Annotated in this window: 20 protein-coding genes and 1 tRNA gene; 11 read left to right on the forward strand and 10 right to left on the reverse strand. The window is 65.0% G+C overall.

The window, feature by feature from the left end; all coding sequences use genetic code 11:
• The first annotated feature begins 63 nt into the window (after positions 1 to 63).
• From egtB to ACLD02_RS12130, 3 genes are all read left to right on the forward strand, one after another.
• Complete coding sequence (gene egtB, locus ACLD02_RS12120) at positions 64 to 1,368, forward strand: ergothioneine biosynthesis protein EgtB (RefSeq protein ID WP_410298810.1); 1,305 nt, start codon at positions 64 to 66, stop codon at positions 1,366 to 1,368.
• Positions 1,340 to 2,314, forward strand: a complete 975-nt coding sequence (egtD, locus tag ACLD02_RS12125) for an L-histidine N(alpha)-methyltransferase (RefSeq protein WP_410298811.1) — start codon at positions 1,340 to 1,342, stop codon at positions 2,312 to 2,314. Before egtB ends, egtD begins: the two co-directional genes overlap by 29 nt.
• Positions 2,315 to 2,501: 187 nt before the next feature.
• Positions 2,502 to 3,044: an acyl-CoA thioesterase gene (locus tag ACLD02_RS12130; RefSeq protein WP_203105089.1), complete on the forward strand. Its 543-nt coding sequence runs from the start codon at positions 2,502 to 2,504 to the stop codon at positions 3,042 to 3,044.
• 96 nt (positions 3,045 to 3,140) lie between these two features.
• On the opposite strand, the gene ACLD02_RS12135 is transcribed toward ACLD02_RS12130, so the two are convergent.
• Together ACLD02_RS12135 and ACLD02_RS12140 are read right to left on the reverse strand one after the other, a co-directional pair.
• A complete protein-coding gene (locus tag ACLD02_RS12135; RefSeq protein WP_203105090.1) occupies positions 3,141 to 3,755 on the reverse strand; it encodes a LysE family translocator in 615 nt (204 codons plus the stop codon).
• 68 nt (positions 3,756 to 3,823) lie between these two features.
• Positions 3,824 to 4,606, reverse strand: a complete 783-nt coding sequence (locus ACLD02_RS12140; RefSeq protein ID WP_410298812.1) for an AraC family transcriptional regulator — start codon at positions 4,604 to 4,606, stop codon at positions 3,824 to 3,826.
• Between the two features lie 98 nt (positions 4,607 to 4,704).
• Between ACLD02_RS12140 and ACLD02_RS12145 the strand changes: the two genes are divergently transcribed.
• Entirely contained in the window at positions 4,705 to 5,205 is a 501-nt protein-coding gene (locus ACLD02_RS12145) for a DUF1289 domain-containing protein (protein WP_410298813.1), read from the forward strand.
• Positions 5,206 to 5,213: 8 nt separating this feature from the next.
• Here the strand turns inward: ACLD02_RS12145 and ACLD02_RS12150 are convergent, their stop codons facing one another.
• Together ACLD02_RS12150 and zigA are read right to left on the reverse strand one after the other, a co-directional pair.
• Positions 5,214 to 5,669, reverse strand: coding sequence for a Fur family transcriptional regulator (locus ACLD02_RS12150; RefSeq protein WP_410298814.1), 456 nt, complete (start codon positions 5,667 to 5,669; stop codon positions 5,214 to 5,216).
• A gap of 84 nt (positions 5,670 to 5,753) precedes the next feature.
• Positions 5,754 to 6,965, reverse strand: coding sequence for a zinc metallochaperone GTPase ZigA (gene zigA / locus ACLD02_RS12155; protein WP_410298815.1), 1,212 nt, complete (start codon positions 6,963 to 6,965; stop codon positions 5,754 to 5,756).
• Positions 6,966 to 7,109: 144 nt separating this feature from the next.
• On the opposite strand from zigA, the gene ACLD02_RS12160 reads away from it, so the two are divergent.
• From ACLD02_RS12160 to ACLD02_RS12175, 4 genes are all read left to right on the forward strand, one after another.
• Positions 7,110 to 7,913 (forward strand): SDR family NAD(P)-dependent oxidoreductase, encoded by an 804-nt coding sequence (locus ACLD02_RS12160; RefSeq protein WP_203105095.1) that lies wholly within the window; start codon positions 7,110 to 7,112, stop codon positions 7,911 to 7,913.
• Between the two features lie 67 nt (positions 7,914 to 7,980).
• Positions 7,981 to 8,508 (forward strand): sigma-70 family RNA polymerase sigma factor, encoded by a 528-nt coding sequence (locus ACLD02_RS12165; RefSeq protein ID WP_410298816.1) that lies wholly within the window; start codon positions 7,981 to 7,983, stop codon positions 8,506 to 8,508.
• Complete coding sequence (locus ACLD02_RS12170; protein WP_410298817.1) at positions 8,501 to 9,496, forward strand: FecR domain-containing protein; 996 nt, start codon at positions 8,501 to 8,503, stop codon at positions 9,494 to 9,496. The genes ACLD02_RS12165 and ACLD02_RS12170 overlap by 8 nt, the downstream gene beginning before the upstream one ends.
• A gap of 84 nt (positions 9,497 to 9,580) precedes the next feature.
• Positions 9,581 to 12,043, forward strand: a complete 2,463-nt coding sequence (locus tag ACLD02_RS12175) for a TonB-dependent siderophore receptor (protein ID WP_203105098.1) — start codon at positions 9,581 to 9,583, stop codon at positions 12,041 to 12,043.
• Positions 12,044 to 12,070: 27 nt separating this feature from the next.
• Here the strand turns inward: ACLD02_RS12175 and ACLD02_RS12180 are convergent, their stop codons facing one another.
• The gene (locus tag ACLD02_RS12180; RefSeq protein WP_203105099.1) at positions 12,071 to 12,514 is read right to left on the reverse strand and encodes a hypothetical protein; all 444 of its coding nucleotides are present in this window, start codon (positions 12,512 to 12,514) and stop codon (positions 12,071 to 12,073) included.
• Between the two features lie 38 nt (positions 12,515 to 12,552).
• Positions 12,553 to 13,347 carry a crotonase/enoyl-CoA hydratase family protein gene (locus tag ACLD02_RS12185; protein WP_410298818.1) on the reverse strand — a complete coding sequence of 265 codons (795 nt, stop codon included), beginning with the start codon at positions 13,345 to 13,347 and terminating at the stop codon, positions 12,553 to 12,555.
• Positions 13,348 to 13,477: 130 nt separating this feature from the next.
• Between ACLD02_RS12185 and ACLD02_RS12190 the strand changes: the two genes are divergently transcribed.
• Positions 13,478 to 14,047 (forward strand): TetR/AcrR family transcriptional regulator, encoded by a 570-nt coding sequence (locus tag ACLD02_RS12190; protein ID WP_203105101.1) that lies wholly within the window; start codon positions 13,478 to 13,480, stop codon positions 14,045 to 14,047.
• Here the strand turns inward: ACLD02_RS12190 and ACLD02_RS12195 are convergent.
• Genes ACLD02_RS12195 through ACLD02_RS12205 form a run of 3 tightly spaced genes read right to left on the reverse strand, consistent with a single transcriptional unit; the run spans position 13,987 to position 15,424 of the window.
• Positions 13,987 to 14,583 (reverse strand): DUF6436 domain-containing protein, encoded by a 597-nt coding sequence (locus tag ACLD02_RS12195; protein WP_410298942.1) that lies wholly within the window; start codon positions 14,581 to 14,583, stop codon positions 13,987 to 13,989. The genes ACLD02_RS12190 and ACLD02_RS12195 overlap by 61 nt on opposite strands.
• A complete protein-coding gene (locus ACLD02_RS12200; RefSeq protein WP_203105103.1) occupies positions 14,576 to 14,842 on the reverse strand; it encodes a PaaI family thioesterase in 267 nt (88 codons plus the stop codon). Before ACLD02_RS12200 ends, ACLD02_RS12195 begins: the two co-directional genes overlap by 8 nt.
• A 3-nt stretch (positions 14,843 to 14,845) precedes the next feature.
• On the reverse strand, positions 14,846 to 15,424 hold the full coding sequence (locus tag ACLD02_RS12205; RefSeq protein ID WP_410298819.1) for a TetR/AcrR family transcriptional regulator: 579 nt from the start codon (positions 15,422 to 15,424) through the stop codon (positions 14,846 to 14,848).
• Positions 15,425 to 15,509: 85 nt separating this feature from the next.
• On the opposite strand from ACLD02_RS12205, the gene ACLD02_RS12210 reads away from it, so the two are divergent.
• Positions 15,510 to 16,013, forward strand: a complete 504-nt coding sequence (locus tag ACLD02_RS12210) for a hypothetical protein (protein WP_203105105.1) — start codon at positions 15,510 to 15,512, stop codon at positions 16,011 to 16,013.
• A 37-nt stretch (positions 16,014 to 16,050) separates the two neighbouring features.
• Positions 16,051 to 16,869 carry an enoyl-CoA hydratase-related protein gene (locus ACLD02_RS12215; protein ID WP_410298820.1) on the forward strand — a complete coding sequence of 273 codons (819 nt, stop codon included), beginning with the start codon at positions 16,051 to 16,053 and terminating at the stop codon, positions 16,867 to 16,869.
• Between the two features lie 42 nt (positions 16,870 to 16,911).
• Here ACLD02_RS12215 and ACLD02_RS12220 read toward each other — a convergent pair.
• A tRNA-Leu gene (locus tag ACLD02_RS12220) sits at positions 16,912 to 16,996 on the reverse strand.
• Positions 16,997 to 17,020: the final 24 nt, after the last annotated feature.

Consider the following 17,020-nt stretch of genomic DNA (forward strand, 5'->3'; position numbering starts at 1 on the left):
GTTGCTTCCGCTCAACGGTGTGCGCATTCTGGATACCATCCGGCACCAGCAAGGGGATTGCCCATGAGCCAGCCTGACAGCCCGCCAAACCACCCCGGCCTCGCCGACCGGCTGGCCAACACCCGGCGTTTCAGTGAAACCCTGTGCCAACCCTTGAGCGTCGAGGACATGGGCCTGCAGGCTTGCCCGGAGGTAAGCCCGCCACGCTGGCATCTGGCGCATACCACCTGGTTCTTCGAGACCTTCATCCTCAAACCCCACTGCCCGGATTACCACCCCTTCGACGAGCGTTTCGAATACCTCTTCAACAGTTACTACAACGGCATCGGCGCCCAATACCCGCGCCCGCGCCGGCACCTGCTATCGCGCCCGGACACCGCCACCGTGTACCGCTGGCGGGCCCGGGTGGACGACGCCATGCAGGACCTTCTGGCCCGTGATGACAACCCGGCTCTACTGGCGCTGGTGGCCCTGGGCATCGAGCACGAACAGCAACATCAGGAACTGCTGCTCACCGACATCAAACACAGCTTTTCCTACAACCCGCTGTGGCCGGTCTACCAGGATCGGGAGGATGCGGACGCCCGGGCAGCGGAGTTCGCCTGGATCAACCACCCGGGCGGCCTGGTGGAAATCGGCGCCCGGCCCGGCGACGGCTTTCACTTCGACAACGAGACCCCACGCCACCGCCAGTGGCTGGAACCCTTCGCCCTGGCCAACCGGCCCAGCACCTGCGCGGAGTACCTGGCGTTCATCGAGGACGGCGGCTACCGCCGCCCGGAGCTGTGGCTCTCCGACGGCTGGGACTGGGTGCGCCAGGCCGGCGCCAAGGCGCCTTTGTACTGGTTTCTGGACGATGGCGCCCCGCAATACTACACCCTGGCCGGGCGGCGCCCGATCCGGCTCAACGAGCCGGTCGCCCACCTCAACCATTACGAGGCGGACGCTTTCGCCCGCTGGTGCGGCAAGCGGTTGCCCACCGAAGCGGAATGGGAACATGCCGCCAACGGCCTGCCGGTAGCTTCCGGCGGCTTCGTGGACAACCGCCGGTTTCACCCCTCCGTGGCCCGCGCCGACGCGCCGGGCACCCTGCTGCAGATGTTCGGCGACGTCTGGGAATGGACCGCCAGCGCCTACCTGCCCTACCCGGGTTTCGCCCCGGAAGAAGGCGCCGTGGGGGAATACAACGGCAAGTTCATGAGCAACCAGATGGTACTGCGCGGCGGCTCCTGCGCCAGCAGCCGCGACCATCTGCGCGCCAGTTACCGCAATTTCTTCCAGCCCCACCTGCGCTGGCAGTTCAGCGGCGTTCGTCTGGCCCAAAGCATGGAGGCGCCCCGTGGCCCATCCCCAACAGCTATTGCCTAATCTGACCTTCCTGGACCTGCGGCCACCGGTGACCGACGCCGCCCGGGAGGTGGCGGCCTCGTTGTCCGCCCCCTCGCCAAGCCTGGACCCGAAGTACTTCTACGATCAGCGCGGCTCCGCCCTGTTCGACGCCATCACCCGCACCCCGGAGTACTACCCGACGCGCACCGAGGCGGCCCTGCTGACCGAGCACGCCGATGCCATGGCCGCGCAACTGCCCGGCGAGCTGGTGATCGCCGAGCCCGGCGCCGGCGGCTGCGACAAGGCGCGCCTGCTGCTGGACCGCTGGCGGCCGAGCGGCTATATGCCCCTGGAGATCTCCCGGGAATGCCTGCTCGACGCCACCCGCGCACTGGCGCCGCGCCACCCCTCGGTGCACTTTACCGCCGTGTGCGCGGACTATTCCCAGGCGCTCAGCTTCCCCGCCGACGACCAGGGCCGGCCACGGCTGGTGTTTTTCCCGGGTTCCACCATCGGCAACTTCGAACCGGTCGCGCGGGCGGACTTCCTGGCCGGCCTGCGGCGCCTTGCCGGTGACGACGGTTTCCTGCTGATCGGCGCCGACCTGCAAAAGGACCCGGGCCGCCTCAACGCCGCCTACAACGACGCCGAGGGCCACACCGCCGCCTTTAACCGCAACGCCCTGCACCACCTCAACCGGCGGCTGGACTGCGGCTTCGAGCCGGACGCCTTCGAGCACCTGGCTTTCTATAACGAGACCGCGCAACGCATTGAAATGCACCTGGAATGTCTCCGCGACCAGACCGTCAGCGTGGCCGGGCGACGGATCGCGCTGCCGACGGGCACCCGCATCCACACCGAAAGCTCCTACAAGTTCACCGTGGAGGGGTTTTCCCGGGAGCTGGTGGAGGCCGGTTTCGCGCCGTTGTCGAGCTGGGTGGACGACGAGGAGCTGTTCAGCATTCATCTGGCCCGCGCGGCCTGAGCCCCCATCGGGGAACCGTCCGGTAATTCTCGAACGCTGTAGGAGCGGCTTCAGCCGCGATAGCCCGGCGGTTGGCCGCGGCGAAAGCGAGCGCCGCCGCGCGGTGTGGCCGCCCGCGCTGTATCCTGTATCCTGAAGTCTGTACCGCGCCGGACCGGCGGCGCCACCGGGGAAGGAACGAGCATCCATGCTGGAACTGATCAGCGCGGCACGGCGCCGCAAGAGAACGCCGACCCACGACCTGTTCGACACGGTGCGGATGGAATTCCGCGTCGGGCTGCTCGACATCGACCTGAACCTGCAACTCAATACCGGCAAATACGTCAAGATCATGGACCGCTGCCGGCTGGAACACGCCGTGGTCACCGGCCTGCTGAACCGCGCCGTCGAGGCACGCACCAGCACCGTGGTGGCCAACACCGAAATCGCCTACATCCGCGAACTGCGCCCCTACCAGCGCTTCCAGGTGCACACCCGCATGCTCGGCTGGGACGACAAATACAGCTACTACGACCAGCGCTTCGAATCACAGCGCAAGCTGCATACCCACGCCCTGCACCGGCTGGCGCACATGTACGGCGGCAAGACCATCAGCCCGCAGGCATTCCAGGAAATGACCGGCCTGAATCTGGTGTCCCCGCCGCTGCCGGAATACGTGCAGGACTGGAAGACCCTGTTGCAGAACAAGCGGCGCCTCACCGAACGGGATATCGACCCGGAGCGTTTCTGATCGCGACGGATCGCGACTGAAGCGGAACGCCGCCCGGTCGCTCCTACAGCGGAAGGCTTCGGTGGCGCGCGTCGTAGGAACGACTTCAGTCGCGATTCACGCCAGCAGCACCCCCACCGCCAGAGCCACCATCAACACGGCGGCGACGCGCTCCACCCAGGGCCCGTGGCGCAGCGCCCCCGCCGGCGCCCGGCCCCGGACGATCAGCAGCCGCGCCACCAGCAGATCCCAACACAACACCACCAGAAACATCCACAGCCCGTAAAGCGCCTGCACGGCGGTGGGCGTGCCCCGGGCGGCCAGCACCGAAAACAGGCTCATGTAGAACAGCCCGTTCTTGGGGTTGAGCAGCGCCGAGGCCAGCCCGGCCAGGAGCCCCGCCCGGGGGTCTGTGATGGCGCCGCCCACCCCGATCATGCCACCACGTGCCGCCGAGGCCGCCTGCCAGAAACGCATGCCCAGGTAGAGCAAATAGCCGGCCCCCGCCCACTGCACCACCCGGAACAGCAGCCCGCCGGAATCCAGCAGCGCGAAGCCGCTTACCGCCAAGGCGATGAAGATGCCGTTGCCCAAAGCCACGCCCAGGCAAACCGCCACCGACGCCCGCCACCCGGACACCAGGGCGCTGCGCGCGATCAGAATGAAATCGGGGCCGGGGCTCAACAGGGCAAGAAAATGGGCACCGGCGACGGGAATGAACGAATCCAGCATGGGCCTCTCCGTGCACGGAGAGGGCACCTTAGAGAAAAGCGGCACGGCGGGATTGAAGAAAAGTGCGCTCAGCGCGGCCGCTGATAGGCGCCCGGCGTCATCGCCACGCGCTCCTTGAAAGCACGCTGAAAATGGCTCTGGTCGGCGAAGCCGAGATCATGGGCCACCTCGGTAAGCGCCGCGCCCTCGCGAAGCAGGCGCCTTGCCCGGTCGATGCGCCGGTCCAGCCGGTAGGCGTGGGGGGTCATGCCGGTGGCGCCCTGGAAACGGCGATTCAGTTGATAACGGCTCAACCCCAGCCGCGCCGCCAGCGCCGGCAGCGAAGGCGTCTCGGCGAGGGGCGCCGCCAACCAGCGGCGTACCGGTTCCAGCTCCGGCGCCGCCGGCGGCGGGCCCGCCAGGGGCTCGCCACGCCAATCGTTCCGGCTCAGAAACGCCGCCAGCGCCGCGGCCTTGGCATCGGCGCCACGACGTGAAAACAGGCAATCATTGAGGTGCTGGAAACGCTCATAGGCGGACCGGTCCCGGCGCACCTCGACCCCGGTGGGCAACGTGCCCGCCCAACGCCGCATCCAGGCCACGTCCACATACAGCATCTGGTAGCCCCAAGTGCGCCCCGGCAAGGGGTTACAGGCGTGCGGCAGCCAGGCTGGAATGCTGATCAAGGTGCCCGGCTCCAGAACGCGGCCAGCGCCAGGGCAGCTGAAATCACTGCGACCGCGATCGACCACACCGATGGACCAGGTGGAGTGGCTGTGCGGGCGGTAACAGGCGTGGCTGTCCGTGGCGCGCCGGCTCTCAACGAACGGCAGGCGCGGGTCGCGCCACAATCGGGCGGAAGACTGGGTCATGATCGATCCGTTGGATGGCAACGATTCCATTTTACCGTGGCCGGCCCGATGCACGATACCGTCGACCCCCTCCCCGCTTCCCCGTTACAATCCGGCCCATGAGCAAAACCCGCATCGGCACCCCCTGCATTGGCGTCTGTTCCACCGTCTTCGGCGACACGGTCTGTCGCGGCTGCCGCCGCTTCAGCCATGAAGTGGTGGACTGGAACGCCTACTCCGAGGAACAGAAACGGCTGGTCTGGCAGCGTCTCGACGAACTGCTCACCCTGGTGGTACGCAACTACTTCGAGGTGGTGGACGCGACCGCCCTGGCCGCCCAGCTGGACTATCAGAATCTGCGCTACCAGACCCAGCTCTCGCCGGAGGGCTGGGTTCCGGAACTGCTCAAGGCGGCCGGCCGCCAGCGGCTTGATTACGCCGTATTCGGGCTGCGACCACTGGCCGAGGCCCAAGGCCTGGCGCCCCGGGAGCTGTATGACCAGATCAGCAAGGAATGCCACGCCCTGAACCAGGCCCATTATGACCGTTCATTCGGGCGACCGGTGGGCATCACCGGGGAGCTGGTGCGCCACGCGGCGCGCGAAAAGGGGTTGTTTTAGAGGCTGGATCAGGCGCAGTCCCGGCAGCGGCCGTGTATCTCCACCGGTTGCGGGCCGGCGCGAAAACCTTCCTGCCCCAGGCTGCGGTTAAGCTGCCGGCGCAGCGCCGCGTCCATGGGCGCCTCGCGCACGGTGCCGCATTCATCGCACACCAGAAACAGCGTGCCGGCGTCGTGGCCATGATCGCAGGCCAGGTGATCGCAGGCCAGGTAGCGATTGGTGGAGGCCAGGCGGTGCGCCAGGCCGGCGGACACCAGGAAATCCAGAGCCCGGTAAATGGTGGGCGGCTTGGCGCCCGGCTGGTGCTCGCGCTGCAGCTCGTCGAGCAGGTCATAGGCGCTCACCGGGCCCTGGTGGCCAAGCAGCAGCGACATCACCTGACGGCGCTGGGGCGTCAGCCGCAGGCCCTGCTCGTGGCAGCGCCGTTGGGCGATATCCAGTTGTTCTTCCTGCGTGTACGGCATGTTCTCTCCCGACCCGGTGCACTCCGCCCGACACCGGGCGGAGTGTTACATTATCCGGTCATCCGGAGCGCTTGAACAGGCCGTTCATACCGCCTCGGCCAACCCCCAGTCAGGGAACGGGTCCTCCAGGGTGCGCCAGTACTCCACCCCGGCCAGCATCTCCTTCTCGTCCAACAGACAGGCGTCCAGAGCCGCGCGTGCAAGAGCCGGGTCCATGTCCTGGCCGATGAACACCAGTTCCTGGCGCATGTCGCCGAACGGCTCCTCCCACTTCTCAAGGATGAAGGCCCGGGTCTCGGCGTCCTCCGGCCAGCGCGCCTCGGGCACCGCCTTCCAGAAGAAGCCGGCCACCCCATGGTGGGCGATACCGCCGGCCTGGCTCCAGGTGCCGGCCAGTCTCGGTCGCGTGGCGAGCCAGAAATAGCCTTTCGAGCGCAGCAGCTTGCCGTTGTCCCACTGGCGGTGCAGGAAGTCATAAAAACGTTTCGGGTGAAACGGCCGGCGCGCCGTGTAGGTGAAGCTGGAAATACCGTATTCCTCGGTTTCCGGCGTATGCTCACCGCGCATTTCCTTGAGCCAGCCCGGCGCCAGGCTGGCGCGCTCGAAATCGAAGCGCCCGGTGTCGAGCACCTTGTCCAGGGGCACCGCGCCCTGGCGGATGGGAATGATCTCCGCTTCCGGGTTGAGCGCTCGCAACGTGCCGATGACCGACCGCCGCGCGGCTTCGTCAATCAGATCGGTCTTGCTCACCAGCAGCACGTCGCAGAACTCGATCTGATCCACCAGCAGATCGGCCACGTTGCGTTCGTCGTCCTCGCCCAGGCTCTCGCCGGTGTCACGCAACTCCGCCGCGCGCCGGTAATCGTTGGCGAAGTTGGCGCCGTCCACCACGGTCACCAGGGTATCCAGCCGCGCCACCGCCGACAGGCTTTCGCCGTTTTCATCCTCGAAGGTGAAGGTTTCGGCCACCGGCAACGGCTCGGAAATACCGGTGGACTCGATCACCAGGTAATCGAACCGGCCTTCGGCGGCCAGCCGCCGCACCTCCAGCAGCAAATCCTCGCGCAGGGTGCAGCAGATGCAGCCGTTGCTCATCTCCACCAGTTTTTCCTCGGCGCGATTCAGGCTCACCTGCTGGTTCACCAGGCTGGCGTCGATGTTGATTTCGCTCATGTCGTTGACGATCACCGCCACCCGGCGGCCATCACGATTATTGAGAATGTGGTTAAGCACCGTGGTCTTGCCGGCGCCAAGAAAGCCGGACAGCACGGTCACCGGCAAGCGGTGGTCGGTCATGGGAGGTCTCCCGGGAAATCGTTTGGGGATAAATATGTTATAACATAACAACAGTAAAGCAAAAGCTATCGCGAACCGGGTCATTTTCTTTCCCCGCCGCGCCGGTCACCATGCGTGTTTGGATGCCCACAGCGGAGACCCTCCATGAGCTTCAAAGGCAAGACCATCGTGCTCACCGGCGCTTCCAGCGGGATCGGCGAGGAAGCCGCGAGACAACTGGCGCGCCGGGGCGCGCGGTTGTGCCTGCTGGCCCGCCGCGAGGAGGAACTGGCCAGGGTACAGGCTGATATCCACGCCGAAGGCGGACGGGCCTGGATCTATCCCACGGACCTGACCCACCCGGACAGCGTCGACACCGCCCTGGACGCCCTGCTCGCCGAGCACCCCCGGGTGGACGCCCTGGTCAACAACGCCGCCCACTCCATCCGCCGCCCCATCGTCGAGGCCCTGGACCGCATCCACGACTACGAACGCACCATGCAGCTCAACTACTTCGGCGCCCTGCGCATGACCATGGGGTTGATCCCGCGTTTTCTGGAACAGGGCCACGGCCATGTGGTGAATGCCTCCACCCTGTCCGCCCAGGTGCCGATCCCCCTGTTCTCCGCCTATCTGGCCAGCAAGGCGGCACTGGAATCCTACTCCCGCTCGCTGAACGCGGAGTTGGGCCACAAGGGCATCCATGCCACCGTGGTGTACTTCCCCATGGTGCGCACGCCCATGTCCGATCGCACGTCGATCTACAAGCATATGCGCATGATGAAGGTGGAAGACGCCGCCGGCTGGATTCTCAAGGCCCTGCGCGACCAGCCGGCGCGGGTCGGCAGCCCCCTGGGCACGGTGGGCAGCCTGGTGCTGGCCGCGGTGCCCGGCCCGGCGGTGAAGTACACCCAGCCATTTTTCCGGCGCATGGACAAGCGACTCAAGGCGAAGCTCAAACGCCCATAATTGTAATAAAAACCATTCTCATTCATAATCCGCCCTTCACGCGAATTCATGCCTGGGGGCGGAAATCATGTCCGGGGTGGCAAAACCCCACCAAACGGTGGAGACCCTCTACACCGAGCATCACCGCTGGCTGCGCCAATGGCTCAGCCAGCGCGTGGGCTGCCCGGCGCTGGCCGCCGATCTCGCCCACGACACTTTCGTGCGCCTGCTGGCGCGGCCCCGTAGCCTGAACAATACCCACGGTGCCCGTGGCTATCTGCGCACCGTGGCCGAGCGCCTGTGCATCGACCTGTGGCGACGCCGGGCGGTGGAGCAGGCCTGGCTGGAGGTACTCGCCGCACGCCCCGAGGAAGTGGACATCTCGCCGGAAGACCAGGCGGTGATCGTCGAAACCTTCTGTGAAATCGACGAAATGCTACGCCGCCTGCCGGCCAAGGTGGCCCGCGCCTTCCTGCTTTCCCAGATCGACGGACTTACCTACAAGGACATCGCCCACCGCCTGGAGGTGTCCGAACGCACCGTGAAAAGCTACATGGCCAAGGCCATGCTCGAATGCATGAAGATCAACGCCCGCTTCCAGGACGCCCGTGGATAACAAACCCGAGCACGCGCCCCCGCTTCCCGAGCCGCACATCCTTGAACAGGCCGCGGAATGGTTCGCCACCCTCGGCGACGAAGACACCGGCCCGGAGCAGCACGACCGCTGGCGCGAGTGGATCGAGGACCACCCGGAGCACCGCCGTGCCTGGCGCTACGTGGAACAGATCAGCGCCCGCTTCCAACAGGCCCGCGATGGCGCCGGGCGCGACGGTGCCGGGCGTATTCTGCGGCACACCCGTGGCGAACGCCTCACCCGACGGCGTCTGCTGACCGGCGGCGCCGCCGGTCTCGCCGCCTGGCTGGTGTGGAGCCGCACACCACTGCCGGAGGCCGGCGGGCGCCTGATGGCCGAATTGAGCGCCGATCAGCGCACCGCCACCGGCGAAATCCGCGACCTGGCCCTGCCCGACGGCGGGCACCTCTGGCTGAACAGCGCCAGCGCCGTGGACCTGGCCTACGGCGAAGCCCTGCGCCGGCTCACCCTCCATGATGGCGAGGTCCTTATCCAGACCGCCCCGGACCCGCGCCAGCGCCCGTTCGTGGTGGACACCCGGCACGGCCGTCTGCGTGCCCTGGGCACCCGCTTCACCGTGCGCCGACATGCGGATCACAGCTTTCTGGCGGTCTATGAGGGCGCCGTGGCGATCCGCACCGGCAACGGTCGGGAGGCGATCATCAATGCCGGTCGGCAAACCACCTTCCAGACCGATTCGATTCATTCCGCCGGCCCCGCCGACCCGGCCCGGCAAGCCTGGTCCCAGGGGCTGATCGTCGCCAACGACCTGCCCCTGGGCGAACTGGTCGCGGAGCTGGCCCGCTACCGCCACGGTCACCTGGGCGTGGACCCGTCGGTGGCCCAGCTGCGCGCGCTGGGCACCTACCCCACCGGACGCCCGGAACAGGCCCTGGCGATGCTGGAAAACGCCCTGCCGGTGCGTGCCCGGCGACTGCTGCCCTGGTGGGTAACCCTGGTTCCGGCGTAACCGCGAAACTTTTTCTTCCCCTTTTTCCGGCTCATCCGTGTTGAGAGGTAGAACGCCGACATTGAAACCGGAGGAAGGCACGACATGCCCTCGACACCCACTTTGTTCATCCCTCGCCGGGCCGGCTCGCTGGCCCTGGCGATTCAACTCAGCGTCACCGGTCTGGCCGGGATCGCCGCCACCACCCTGCCGGCACTGTGGTCCGCGCCCGCCCACGCCCAGGCCCAAGCCGCCCGCGTGCGCGTGGACATTCCCCCGGGCCCGTTGTCCGAGGCCCTGAACCGCTTCACCGAACGGGCCGGCGTTTACCTCAGCGGCGACAGCAGCCTCACCGCCGGCAAGCGCAGCCCCGGCCTGAACGGCGAGTTCACCGTCCGCGAGGGCCTCGACACCCTGCTCCAGGGCACCGACCTGAGCTACCGGGTGGAAGCCGACGACAGCATCACGCTGATCAAGGCCGGCGGCAACGTGCTGGCGCCGGTGAACGTGCATGACGTGGCCCTGACGCCGATGACCGAAGGCTCCGGCGGCTATACCGCCAACGCCATCAGCACTTTCAAGGGCACCCAGTCGGTACGCCGCACGCCGCAACCGGTGACCGTGGTCACCCGCCGCAGCCTGGACGACCGCGCCCTGCTGGATATGCACGACGTACTCAGCGCCACCCCCGGCGTCACCGTGGACTACACCGACAGCGAACGGGTCAACTATTACTCCCGAGGCTACCGGATCGAATCCCTGCAGATCGACGGCGGCCGCGTCGACCAGGGCGGCTCCATCTTCATCCAGCCGGACATGGCCACCCTGGACCGGGTGGAAATCCTGCGCGGCTCCGCCGGCCTGCTCAAGGGCACCGGCAACCCCTCCGCCACCGTGAACATGGTCCGCAAGAAACCCACCGAGGCGTTCCAGGCCTCCGCCAAGGCCACCTACGGCTCCTGGGAACGCCAGCGCATCGAAGGCGACATCTCCGGGGCCCTGATCCCCTCCGGCCGGCTGCGTGGCCGGCTGGTGGCGGTCTCCGATGATCGGGAATTCTTCCAGGACGCCCGCCAGGAAGACCGCAAGGTGTTCTACGGCGTGCTGGAAATGGACCTCACCGACCGCACTACCCTGGCCTCCGGCTACCAGTACACCCACCTGGACGCCACCGGCTCCTGGGGCGGCCTGCCCGCGGACTTCGACGGCAGCCAGCTCGACCTGCCCCGGGACACCTATCTGGGCGCCGACTGGAACCAGTGGAACCGCTTCAACGAGCAACTGTTCCTGGAGCTGGACCATTACTTCGAGAACGGCTGGCACCTGGAAGCCTCCGCCACCAAGACACGCTTCCGCATGGAGGACGAGGGCTTCAAGCAAACCTACTTCGAGCCCGCCAGCGCCACCAACCCCTATCTGATGAACGTCTCCACCTCCATCTATGATGGTGACGCCAGCGACCAGCGCTTCTACTCGGTCACCGCCGACGGCCCGTTCCGCCTGTTCGGCCGCGAGCATGAACTGGTGATCGGCGCCGACCACCAGCGCGTGCGCACCCGGGGCACGTCCGGCGTCTGGACCCCCAACGTGCTCACCAACGTGGACATCCGCGACTGGGACCCCTACCACGACATTCCGGAACCCTACGCCAACATCACCACCTCCGGCCGCGTGACCTACACCCGCCAGCACGGCGTCTACGGTACCGCCCGCTTCTCGGTAACCGACCCGCTCACCGTGATCGCCGGCGCCCGCGCCACCTGGTGGGAGTTCGAAGTGCCCAGCGACCCGGACAGCGACTACGACGTGGACAAGGAACTGACCCCCTATTTCGGGCTGGTCTACGACCTCAACGACACCTACAGCGTCTACGCCAGCTACACCGACATTTTCCAGCCCCAGGATGAATACAGCGCCAGCGGCAGCCTGCTCGACCCCATCGTCGGCAAGGACTACGAAGCCGGCCTCAAAGGGGAATTCCGCGACGGCCGCCTCAACGTCACCCTGGCCGCCTTCCGCATCAACAACGAAGGTGCCGCCGTCGAGGACGCCAGCAGCCCCGACCCCTGCACCCCCTACTACACCAACGGCCACTGCCGCGTCGCCGACGGTGAAACGCAAAGCGAAGGCTGGGAACTGGAACTCGCCGGCGAAGTGCTGCCCGGCTGGCAACTGCTGGCCGGTTACACCAACAACCGCACCGAATACGTGGAAGACGACGACCCGGACAACATCGGCGACCCGATCCGCACCGCCGACCCGCGCCACCTGTTCCGGCTGTTCACCAGCTACAACCTGAACAAGCGCCCCCAGGGCCTCACCGTGGGCGGCGGCGTGCGCGCGCAAAGCGACATCTACACCACCGGCTCCGGCGACGTGAAATACCGCCAGGCCGGCTACGCCGTCTACGACCTGATGGCCAGCTACGACTTCGGCAACGGCCTGCGCCTGCGGCTCAACGCCAACAACATCCTCGACAAGGAGTACTACAAGAAAGTGGGCAGCGGGGTGAACAACTACTACGGCGACCCGCGCAACTACATGGCGTCCGTGGAAGTAAGCTACTGAGGAAAAGCGGGCCTGGGTGCGCGACGTTCACTGAATCACGTTCAGCATCAACGCGACACCCAGGCAAAACGCCAGCAAACCCGCGGGCAGGGCCACCAGAGTGATTCGATCGATGGCGGCGGAATAGCGAATCACGGCACCAAGGTCCTGCCTGTCCGCGGCGCTTTTTCGCGCGAAGACCGGCGCCAGGCACAAAACATTGCCCAGCACCGCGATCGCGCCGGCGCTCACCTTCAATAGATAGAAGCCCGTCAAACGGTCCATGTCGACCATCATGACGCCGGTGATCAGAACGAGCACAAAGGCCGGCATTTCGAGAAAAAGATCAATGCGTTCATGAACGCGGGCCACCAGAAAACCTTGTTCCCGGCTGGCCGCCCGCTGCCGCTCAACGATGAACTCCACACCGACCACACCGAACCAGAACGCCACGCCGAACAGGTGCAGTTTCAGCAGTATCGAATCGCTCATGAGCATGTCTCCTTTATTATTCTGCTTCCCGGCGTGGTTCAGTGACCCCTGAATTGAGGTTCGCGCTTTTGCATCATCGCGGCGATACCTTCCTGCACGTCCTGTGTTTTCATCAGCCCCAGCAGCGTATTGTTCAGTTGCGACAACGCCGCCGCCTCGCCCTCATCCCGGGCCTTGAAGGCGGATTGCAAGGTGGCCTTGACGCCAAGCGGCGCCGCCTTGGCGATACGCTCGGCGTACACCAGCGCCCTCTGAAGTGCTTCACCGGTCGCCACCACCTCGTTCACCAGACGCATGGATAAGGCCCGCTCGGCGGTGAACGCCTCACCGGTCAGCATGTAGAGCATCGCATTGTGCCAGCCGGCGGCTTGCACGAAGCGCACCGTGGCGCCACCCACCGGCGCGATGCCACGCAGCACCTCCACCTGGGCGAAGCGGGCCTCCTCCGAGGCCACCACGATGTCGGCGTTCAACATCAACTCAATGCCCGCCGTCCAACATTCCCCCTGGACCGCGACCACCACCGGTTTAGTCCTGCGCGGCGCTTCCAAGCCCCAGGGGTCGATGCCATTATCAGGATAGCCAAACCCGGACATCAGTTTCGGCGCCAGTTCCATCAGATCCAGGCCGGCGGTGAATACATCGCCATGACCAAAAATCACCGCGCAGCGCAAATCGTCATCCCGCTCATACTCCCCGAGCGCCAGGGAGAGATCCGTGATCATGGCACTGTCGAAGGCGTTGCGCTTGCCAGCGCGATCCAGGCCAATCAGGAATACCGCGCCTCGTTTTTCCCGGCTTACCCGACCTGCTCCACTATTGAGTTCCGACATCTTTCTCTCCTAGAACAAACAGATTACTTACCGAACGTTTAGTTTATAAATGAACGTTTGGTAGACTTCAAGTTGTGAATACGAGGACGCTGTTCTAGCATTCCTTTCCCACTTACCCCGGAGACCTTCCATGCGCCCGCAAAAGCTGCCCCGCGCGGAACTGCTGTCCCGCTGCGCCAACACCCTGAAACAAAGCGGCTATCACGGTACCAGCATGGACGCGCTCGCCACCGCCTGTGGGCTGACCAAGGCCTCCTTCTACCACCATTACAGAAGCAAGGAAGCCCTGGTACACGACGTTCTGGCCTGGACACACGAACAGATTCGCGATGGCCTGTTCAGCATTGCCTACCAGGATGACGCCCCACGGGATCGCCTGACGAAACTCGGACGCAAGGGGAAAAAGCTCTTCATGAACCCCACCATCGGCTGCCTGATGGGGATCATCTCGGTGGACGCGATGGGCGATGCCCCCGAACTGATGGAGCAGGTGCGGGATTTCATGGACGAATGGGCCCAGGCCCTGGCCCATATCCTCGGCAGCCAGCTTCCCCGGAAGGCGGCACGGGAAATTGGCCGGCAAGCGGTGTCGGACTATGAGGGGGCCATCCTGATGGCTCGTATTTATGGCGACACCGGCTATTTCGACAGAGTCACGGAAAGGCTTCTGGGTCTGCTCTCCGACGCCTCCGCCGCCTGATCCAGCCGTTCCGGAACAACACGGCAATAACAGCCCTTCGAGAGCCAGTTGAACACAGTGCCGTCGGTGACGCTCCGGTACGCGGCGAGAGGTGGCGAGAATCGCGCTTCCCGGGAGCAAAGGTTACCGGTGACCAGCGGGCCGACATAACGGAGCTTTCCGGATTTCACCACCAGTGCGGTGGGCACGGCAGGCAGATAGCGGACCAATGACGACAAACCGTCTTGGTCGGCCCGATCCCGGTAGAGGTCATGGACCCGCACCGGCACATCACCATCCAGCGCACGGTTCATTTTTTTCAAAACGGGTCTGGCGCAGGGACACTGACTATCGGTGATCACATAGACCGCGTCGCCTCGCTCGGCCACCTTGCGCAGCCATTGTCGGGCAGCCTGTTCGAAGCCCGTGTCGAAGTAATCCAGGCGATTCTCGCCCCAGGGCACATACCAGGTATCCAACGAATAGGACCATTTATAAAGCAGCATCGGCACCAGTGGAACGACGACAATGGCGACCAGTAAAAGCCGGTCATACATTCTGGACACGACCGACGCCTATCGTGGGAACAGTCGGCAGGCTGGCCATGGTACCGTTGCCACAGCAGGTATCGGCCAGAGCAAGCACCGAGGCGGTATGCAGAAACCCGTTGGGAGCCATCAGTTTACCCGCCACCGGCAGCTCCGCTTCGACTCTTCCAGTCCGGTCGTCGATACGGGTCATCCGCGCGCCCACCAGGCCCGGCAACCCGCTACTACCGTGACCATTGTATTGTTCCGCTTTCTGTTCCGGAGTCATCGGTTATTCCCCCAGGGCCTGCCTGATCAGCGCTTCAAGTTGCATCGATACCTGCTCCAGAGGCTCGACGCTGCGCCGCGCACGGCACAGCGCGATGGTCCCCTCCACCGAGGCAACCACCAAGATGGCCAATTGCTCAGCCTTCTGTTCCTCGACCCCCTGATTGACCAGAGAGCGTGTCAGAAGACCGATCCAGTCGGCGAAAACGGCCTCAGCCACCGCCAGCGCCGCCATCCCCTCCTCATTGTCCGGCTCCTCCACCGCCACCGACAGCACCGGGCAACCGGCGCGATAATCCGAGCGCACCACTTCCCGGCGCCATAACGCCAGAAACTCCTGGAGCCCGGTGACAGGCCCTTGCTGAAGGGAGCTCGCCAATACCTCGCTGACCTTATCGCCGATAAAACGCACCGCCTCGGTGACCAGTTGAGCCTTGCCACCGGGAAAGTAGTGGTACGTGGAACCCAGAGGGGCCCGGGCATGCTTGGCCAGTTCGCGGATACTGGTGGCCTTCACGCCTCTGCGACTGAGCAAATCCGCGGCACCGGCGACCAGCCGCTGCCGTGACGCCTTTTCTCTCATCTCCATCACTTCCGGCCATTGATATAACGATCGTCATAGAATACCGTCCGGCCATGACTTATAACAACCGTCATAAGGACCGACTATGCAACCCGATTCAAAGTACTTCACGATTTTCAAGGTGCTGATCTGGCTGACCCTGGCCGGCTGTACCCTGCATTTCTTTGACAACGTGGTGTTTTTCGATCAGTACCCGGAACCCGCCTGGCTGAACGCCCCCATTGTCGCCGCCCTGTGGATTCCGCTGGCCCTGGCCGCCTGGCGCGCCTCCAGCACGGTGTCCGGGGATTACCCCGACCATGTCTACACGCTGATCCAGGGCTTCGTGGTCGGTAACTGGTTGTCCTTCGGCCACTACCTGTTCGCCAGCCCCGTCGATGTTCTCCCTCGCATCAACCTGATCATCGCCATCCAGGTCACGCTCGCCACTGTTCTCTTTTTCTACTCGCTGTGGATGCAGCTGCGCTTCCACCGGGAGTCCATGCCCTACTTCACCAGAATCTGGGCCAAACTCATCGCCTTCTATGGCGTCACCATTTTCACTCTGGAATGGTTCTGGCCCTCCGACTTCCAGACCTGGTGGCTATAAGCCCGATCCTGTTTTCACACTCGAAAGGAAAGACCCCATGACCAAGAACGCCGCTGATCATGACTTTCACACGCTCCGGCTCACCCGCCAGGGCGCCGTTGCCGTGGTTCTACTGGATCAACCGGAGCGCCTCAACGCGCTGTCACCATTGATGCTCAAGGAAATGCGCCAGGCGATCGGCTCGGTGGCCGAAGACGCCTCCTGCCGCGCCCTGATACTCAGTGGCAATGGCCGCGGCTTTTGCGCCGGTGCCGATCTGGGCCATTTCAAGGGCACGGACAGCGCCGGCGAAGACGCCACCGACCTGGGAACCGCCCTGCACCAGAGCTATCACCCCATCATTCGCCTGCTACGCGGCATGCCAAAACCCGTTATCGTCGCCGTCAACGGTGTTGCCGCCGGTGCCGGCTGCAACCTCGCCCTGGCCGGCGACATCGTCCTCGCCGCCCGATCCGCCACCTTTATCCAGGCATTCATCAAGCTCGGGCTGATCCCCGATGCCGGCGGCACCTGGACCGTACCGCGCCTGATCGGTCGCGCCAGGGCGTTACAGTGGATGATGAGTGGCGATGCCTTGAAAGCGGAGACCGCTCTGGATTGGGGCCTGATCAATGCCGTGCACGACAACGACCAGCTGATGGACAACGCCATGTCGCTGGCTTTTAAGATGGCGGCACAACCCACCCGTGCCTTGGCGGGCATCAAGTCCTTGATCGACCGAAGCACGGAACAGGATCTGGAGGCACAGCTTCACGCCGAAGCGACGCTGCAAAGTGAGCTTGGACAGGGTCGGGACGCCCAGGAAGGCATCAACGCCTTTCTCGCCAAACGCGAGCCCGGATTCACTGGAGAGTAAGGCGATGCCAATCCGGACGGGGCATCGGCTGAAGAAAGGGAATGGTGCGCCAGGAGGGACTTGAACCCCCACACCTCGCGGCATCAGGACCTAAACCTGACGTGTCTACCAATTCCACCACTGGCGCAGGCCGGCCATTGTAGCAGCCGGC

Source organism: Alloalcanivorax sp. C16-2 (assembly GCF_046507615.1).
Taxonomy (GTDB): domain Bacteria; phylum Pseudomonadota; class Gammaproteobacteria; order Pseudomonadales; family Alcanivoracaceae; genus Alloalcanivorax; species Alloalcanivorax marinus_A.

What these genes read in the sequence shown, in the direction of transcription:
- egtB (WP_410298810.1), top strand. Translation starts at nt 64, where the DNA reads ATGAGCCAGCCTGACAGCCCGCCAAACCACCCCGGCCTCGCCGACCGG.
- ACLD02_RS12130 (WP_203105089.1), top strand. Translation starts at nt 2,502, where the DNA reads ATGCTGGAACTGATCAGCGCGGCACGGCGCCGCAAGAGAACGCCGACC.
- ACLD02_RS12135 (WP_203105090.1), bottom strand. Translation starts at nt 3,755, where the DNA reads ATGCTGGATTCGTTCATTCCCGTCGCCGGTGCCCATTTTCTTGCCCTG.
- ACLD02_RS12140 (WP_410298812.1), bottom strand. Translation starts at nt 4,606, where the DNA reads ATGACCCAGTCTTCCGCCCGATTGTGGCGCGACCCGCGCCTGCCGTTC.
- ACLD02_RS12145 (WP_410298813.1), top strand. Translation starts at nt 4,705, where the DNA reads ATGAGCAAAACCCGCATCGGCACCCCCTGCATTGGCGTCTGTTCCACC.
- ACLD02_RS12150 (WP_410298814.1), bottom strand. Translation starts at nt 5,669, where the DNA reads ATGCCGTACACGCAGGAAGAACAACTGGATATCGCCCAACGGCGCTGC.
- zigA (WP_410298815.1), bottom strand. Translation starts at nt 6,965, where the DNA reads ATGACCGACCACCGCTTGCCGGTGACCGTGCTGTCCGGCTTTCTTGGC.
- ACLD02_RS12160 (WP_203105095.1), top strand. Translation starts at nt 7,110, where the DNA reads ATGAGCTTCAAAGGCAAGACCATCGTGCTCACCGGCGCTTCCAGCGGG.
- ACLD02_RS12165 (WP_410298816.1), top strand. Translation starts at nt 7,981, where the DNA reads ATGTCCGGGGTGGCAAAACCCCACCAAACGGTGGAGACCCTCTACACC.
- ACLD02_RS12175 (WP_203105098.1), top strand. Translation starts at nt 9,581, where the DNA reads ATGCCCTCGACACCCACTTTGTTCATCCCTCGCCGGGCCGGCTCGCTG.
- ACLD02_RS12180 (WP_203105099.1), bottom strand. Translation starts at nt 12,514, where the DNA reads ATGAGCGATTCGATACTGCTGAAACTGCACCTGTTCGGCGTGGCGTTC.
- ACLD02_RS12185 (WP_410298818.1), bottom strand. Translation starts at nt 13,347, where the DNA reads ATGTCGGAACTCAATAGTGGAGCAGGTCGGGTAAGCCGGGAAAAACGA.
- ACLD02_RS12190 (WP_203105101.1), top strand. Translation starts at nt 13,478, where the DNA reads ATGCGCCCGCAAAAGCTGCCCCGCGCGGAACTGCTGTCCCGCTGCGCC.
- ACLD02_RS12195 (WP_410298942.1), bottom strand. Translation starts at nt 14,583, where the DNA reads ATGTATGACCGGCTTTTACTGGTCGCCATTGTCGTCGTTCCACTGGTG.
- ACLD02_RS12200 (WP_203105103.1), bottom strand. Translation starts at nt 14,842, where the DNA reads ATGACTCCGGAACAGAAAGCGGAACAATACAATGGTCACGGTAGTAGC.
- ACLD02_RS12205 (WP_410298819.1), bottom strand. Translation starts at nt 15,424, where the DNA reads ATGAGAGAAAAGGCGTCACGGCAGCGGCTGGTCGCCGGTGCCGCGGAT.
- ACLD02_RS12210 (WP_203105105.1), top strand. Translation starts at nt 15,510, where the DNA reads ATGCAACCCGATTCAAAGTACTTCACGATTTTCAAGGTGCTGATCTGG.
- ACLD02_RS12215 (WP_410298820.1), top strand. Translation starts at nt 16,051, where the DNA reads ATGACCAAGAACGCCGCTGATCATGACTTTCACACGCTCCGGCTCACC.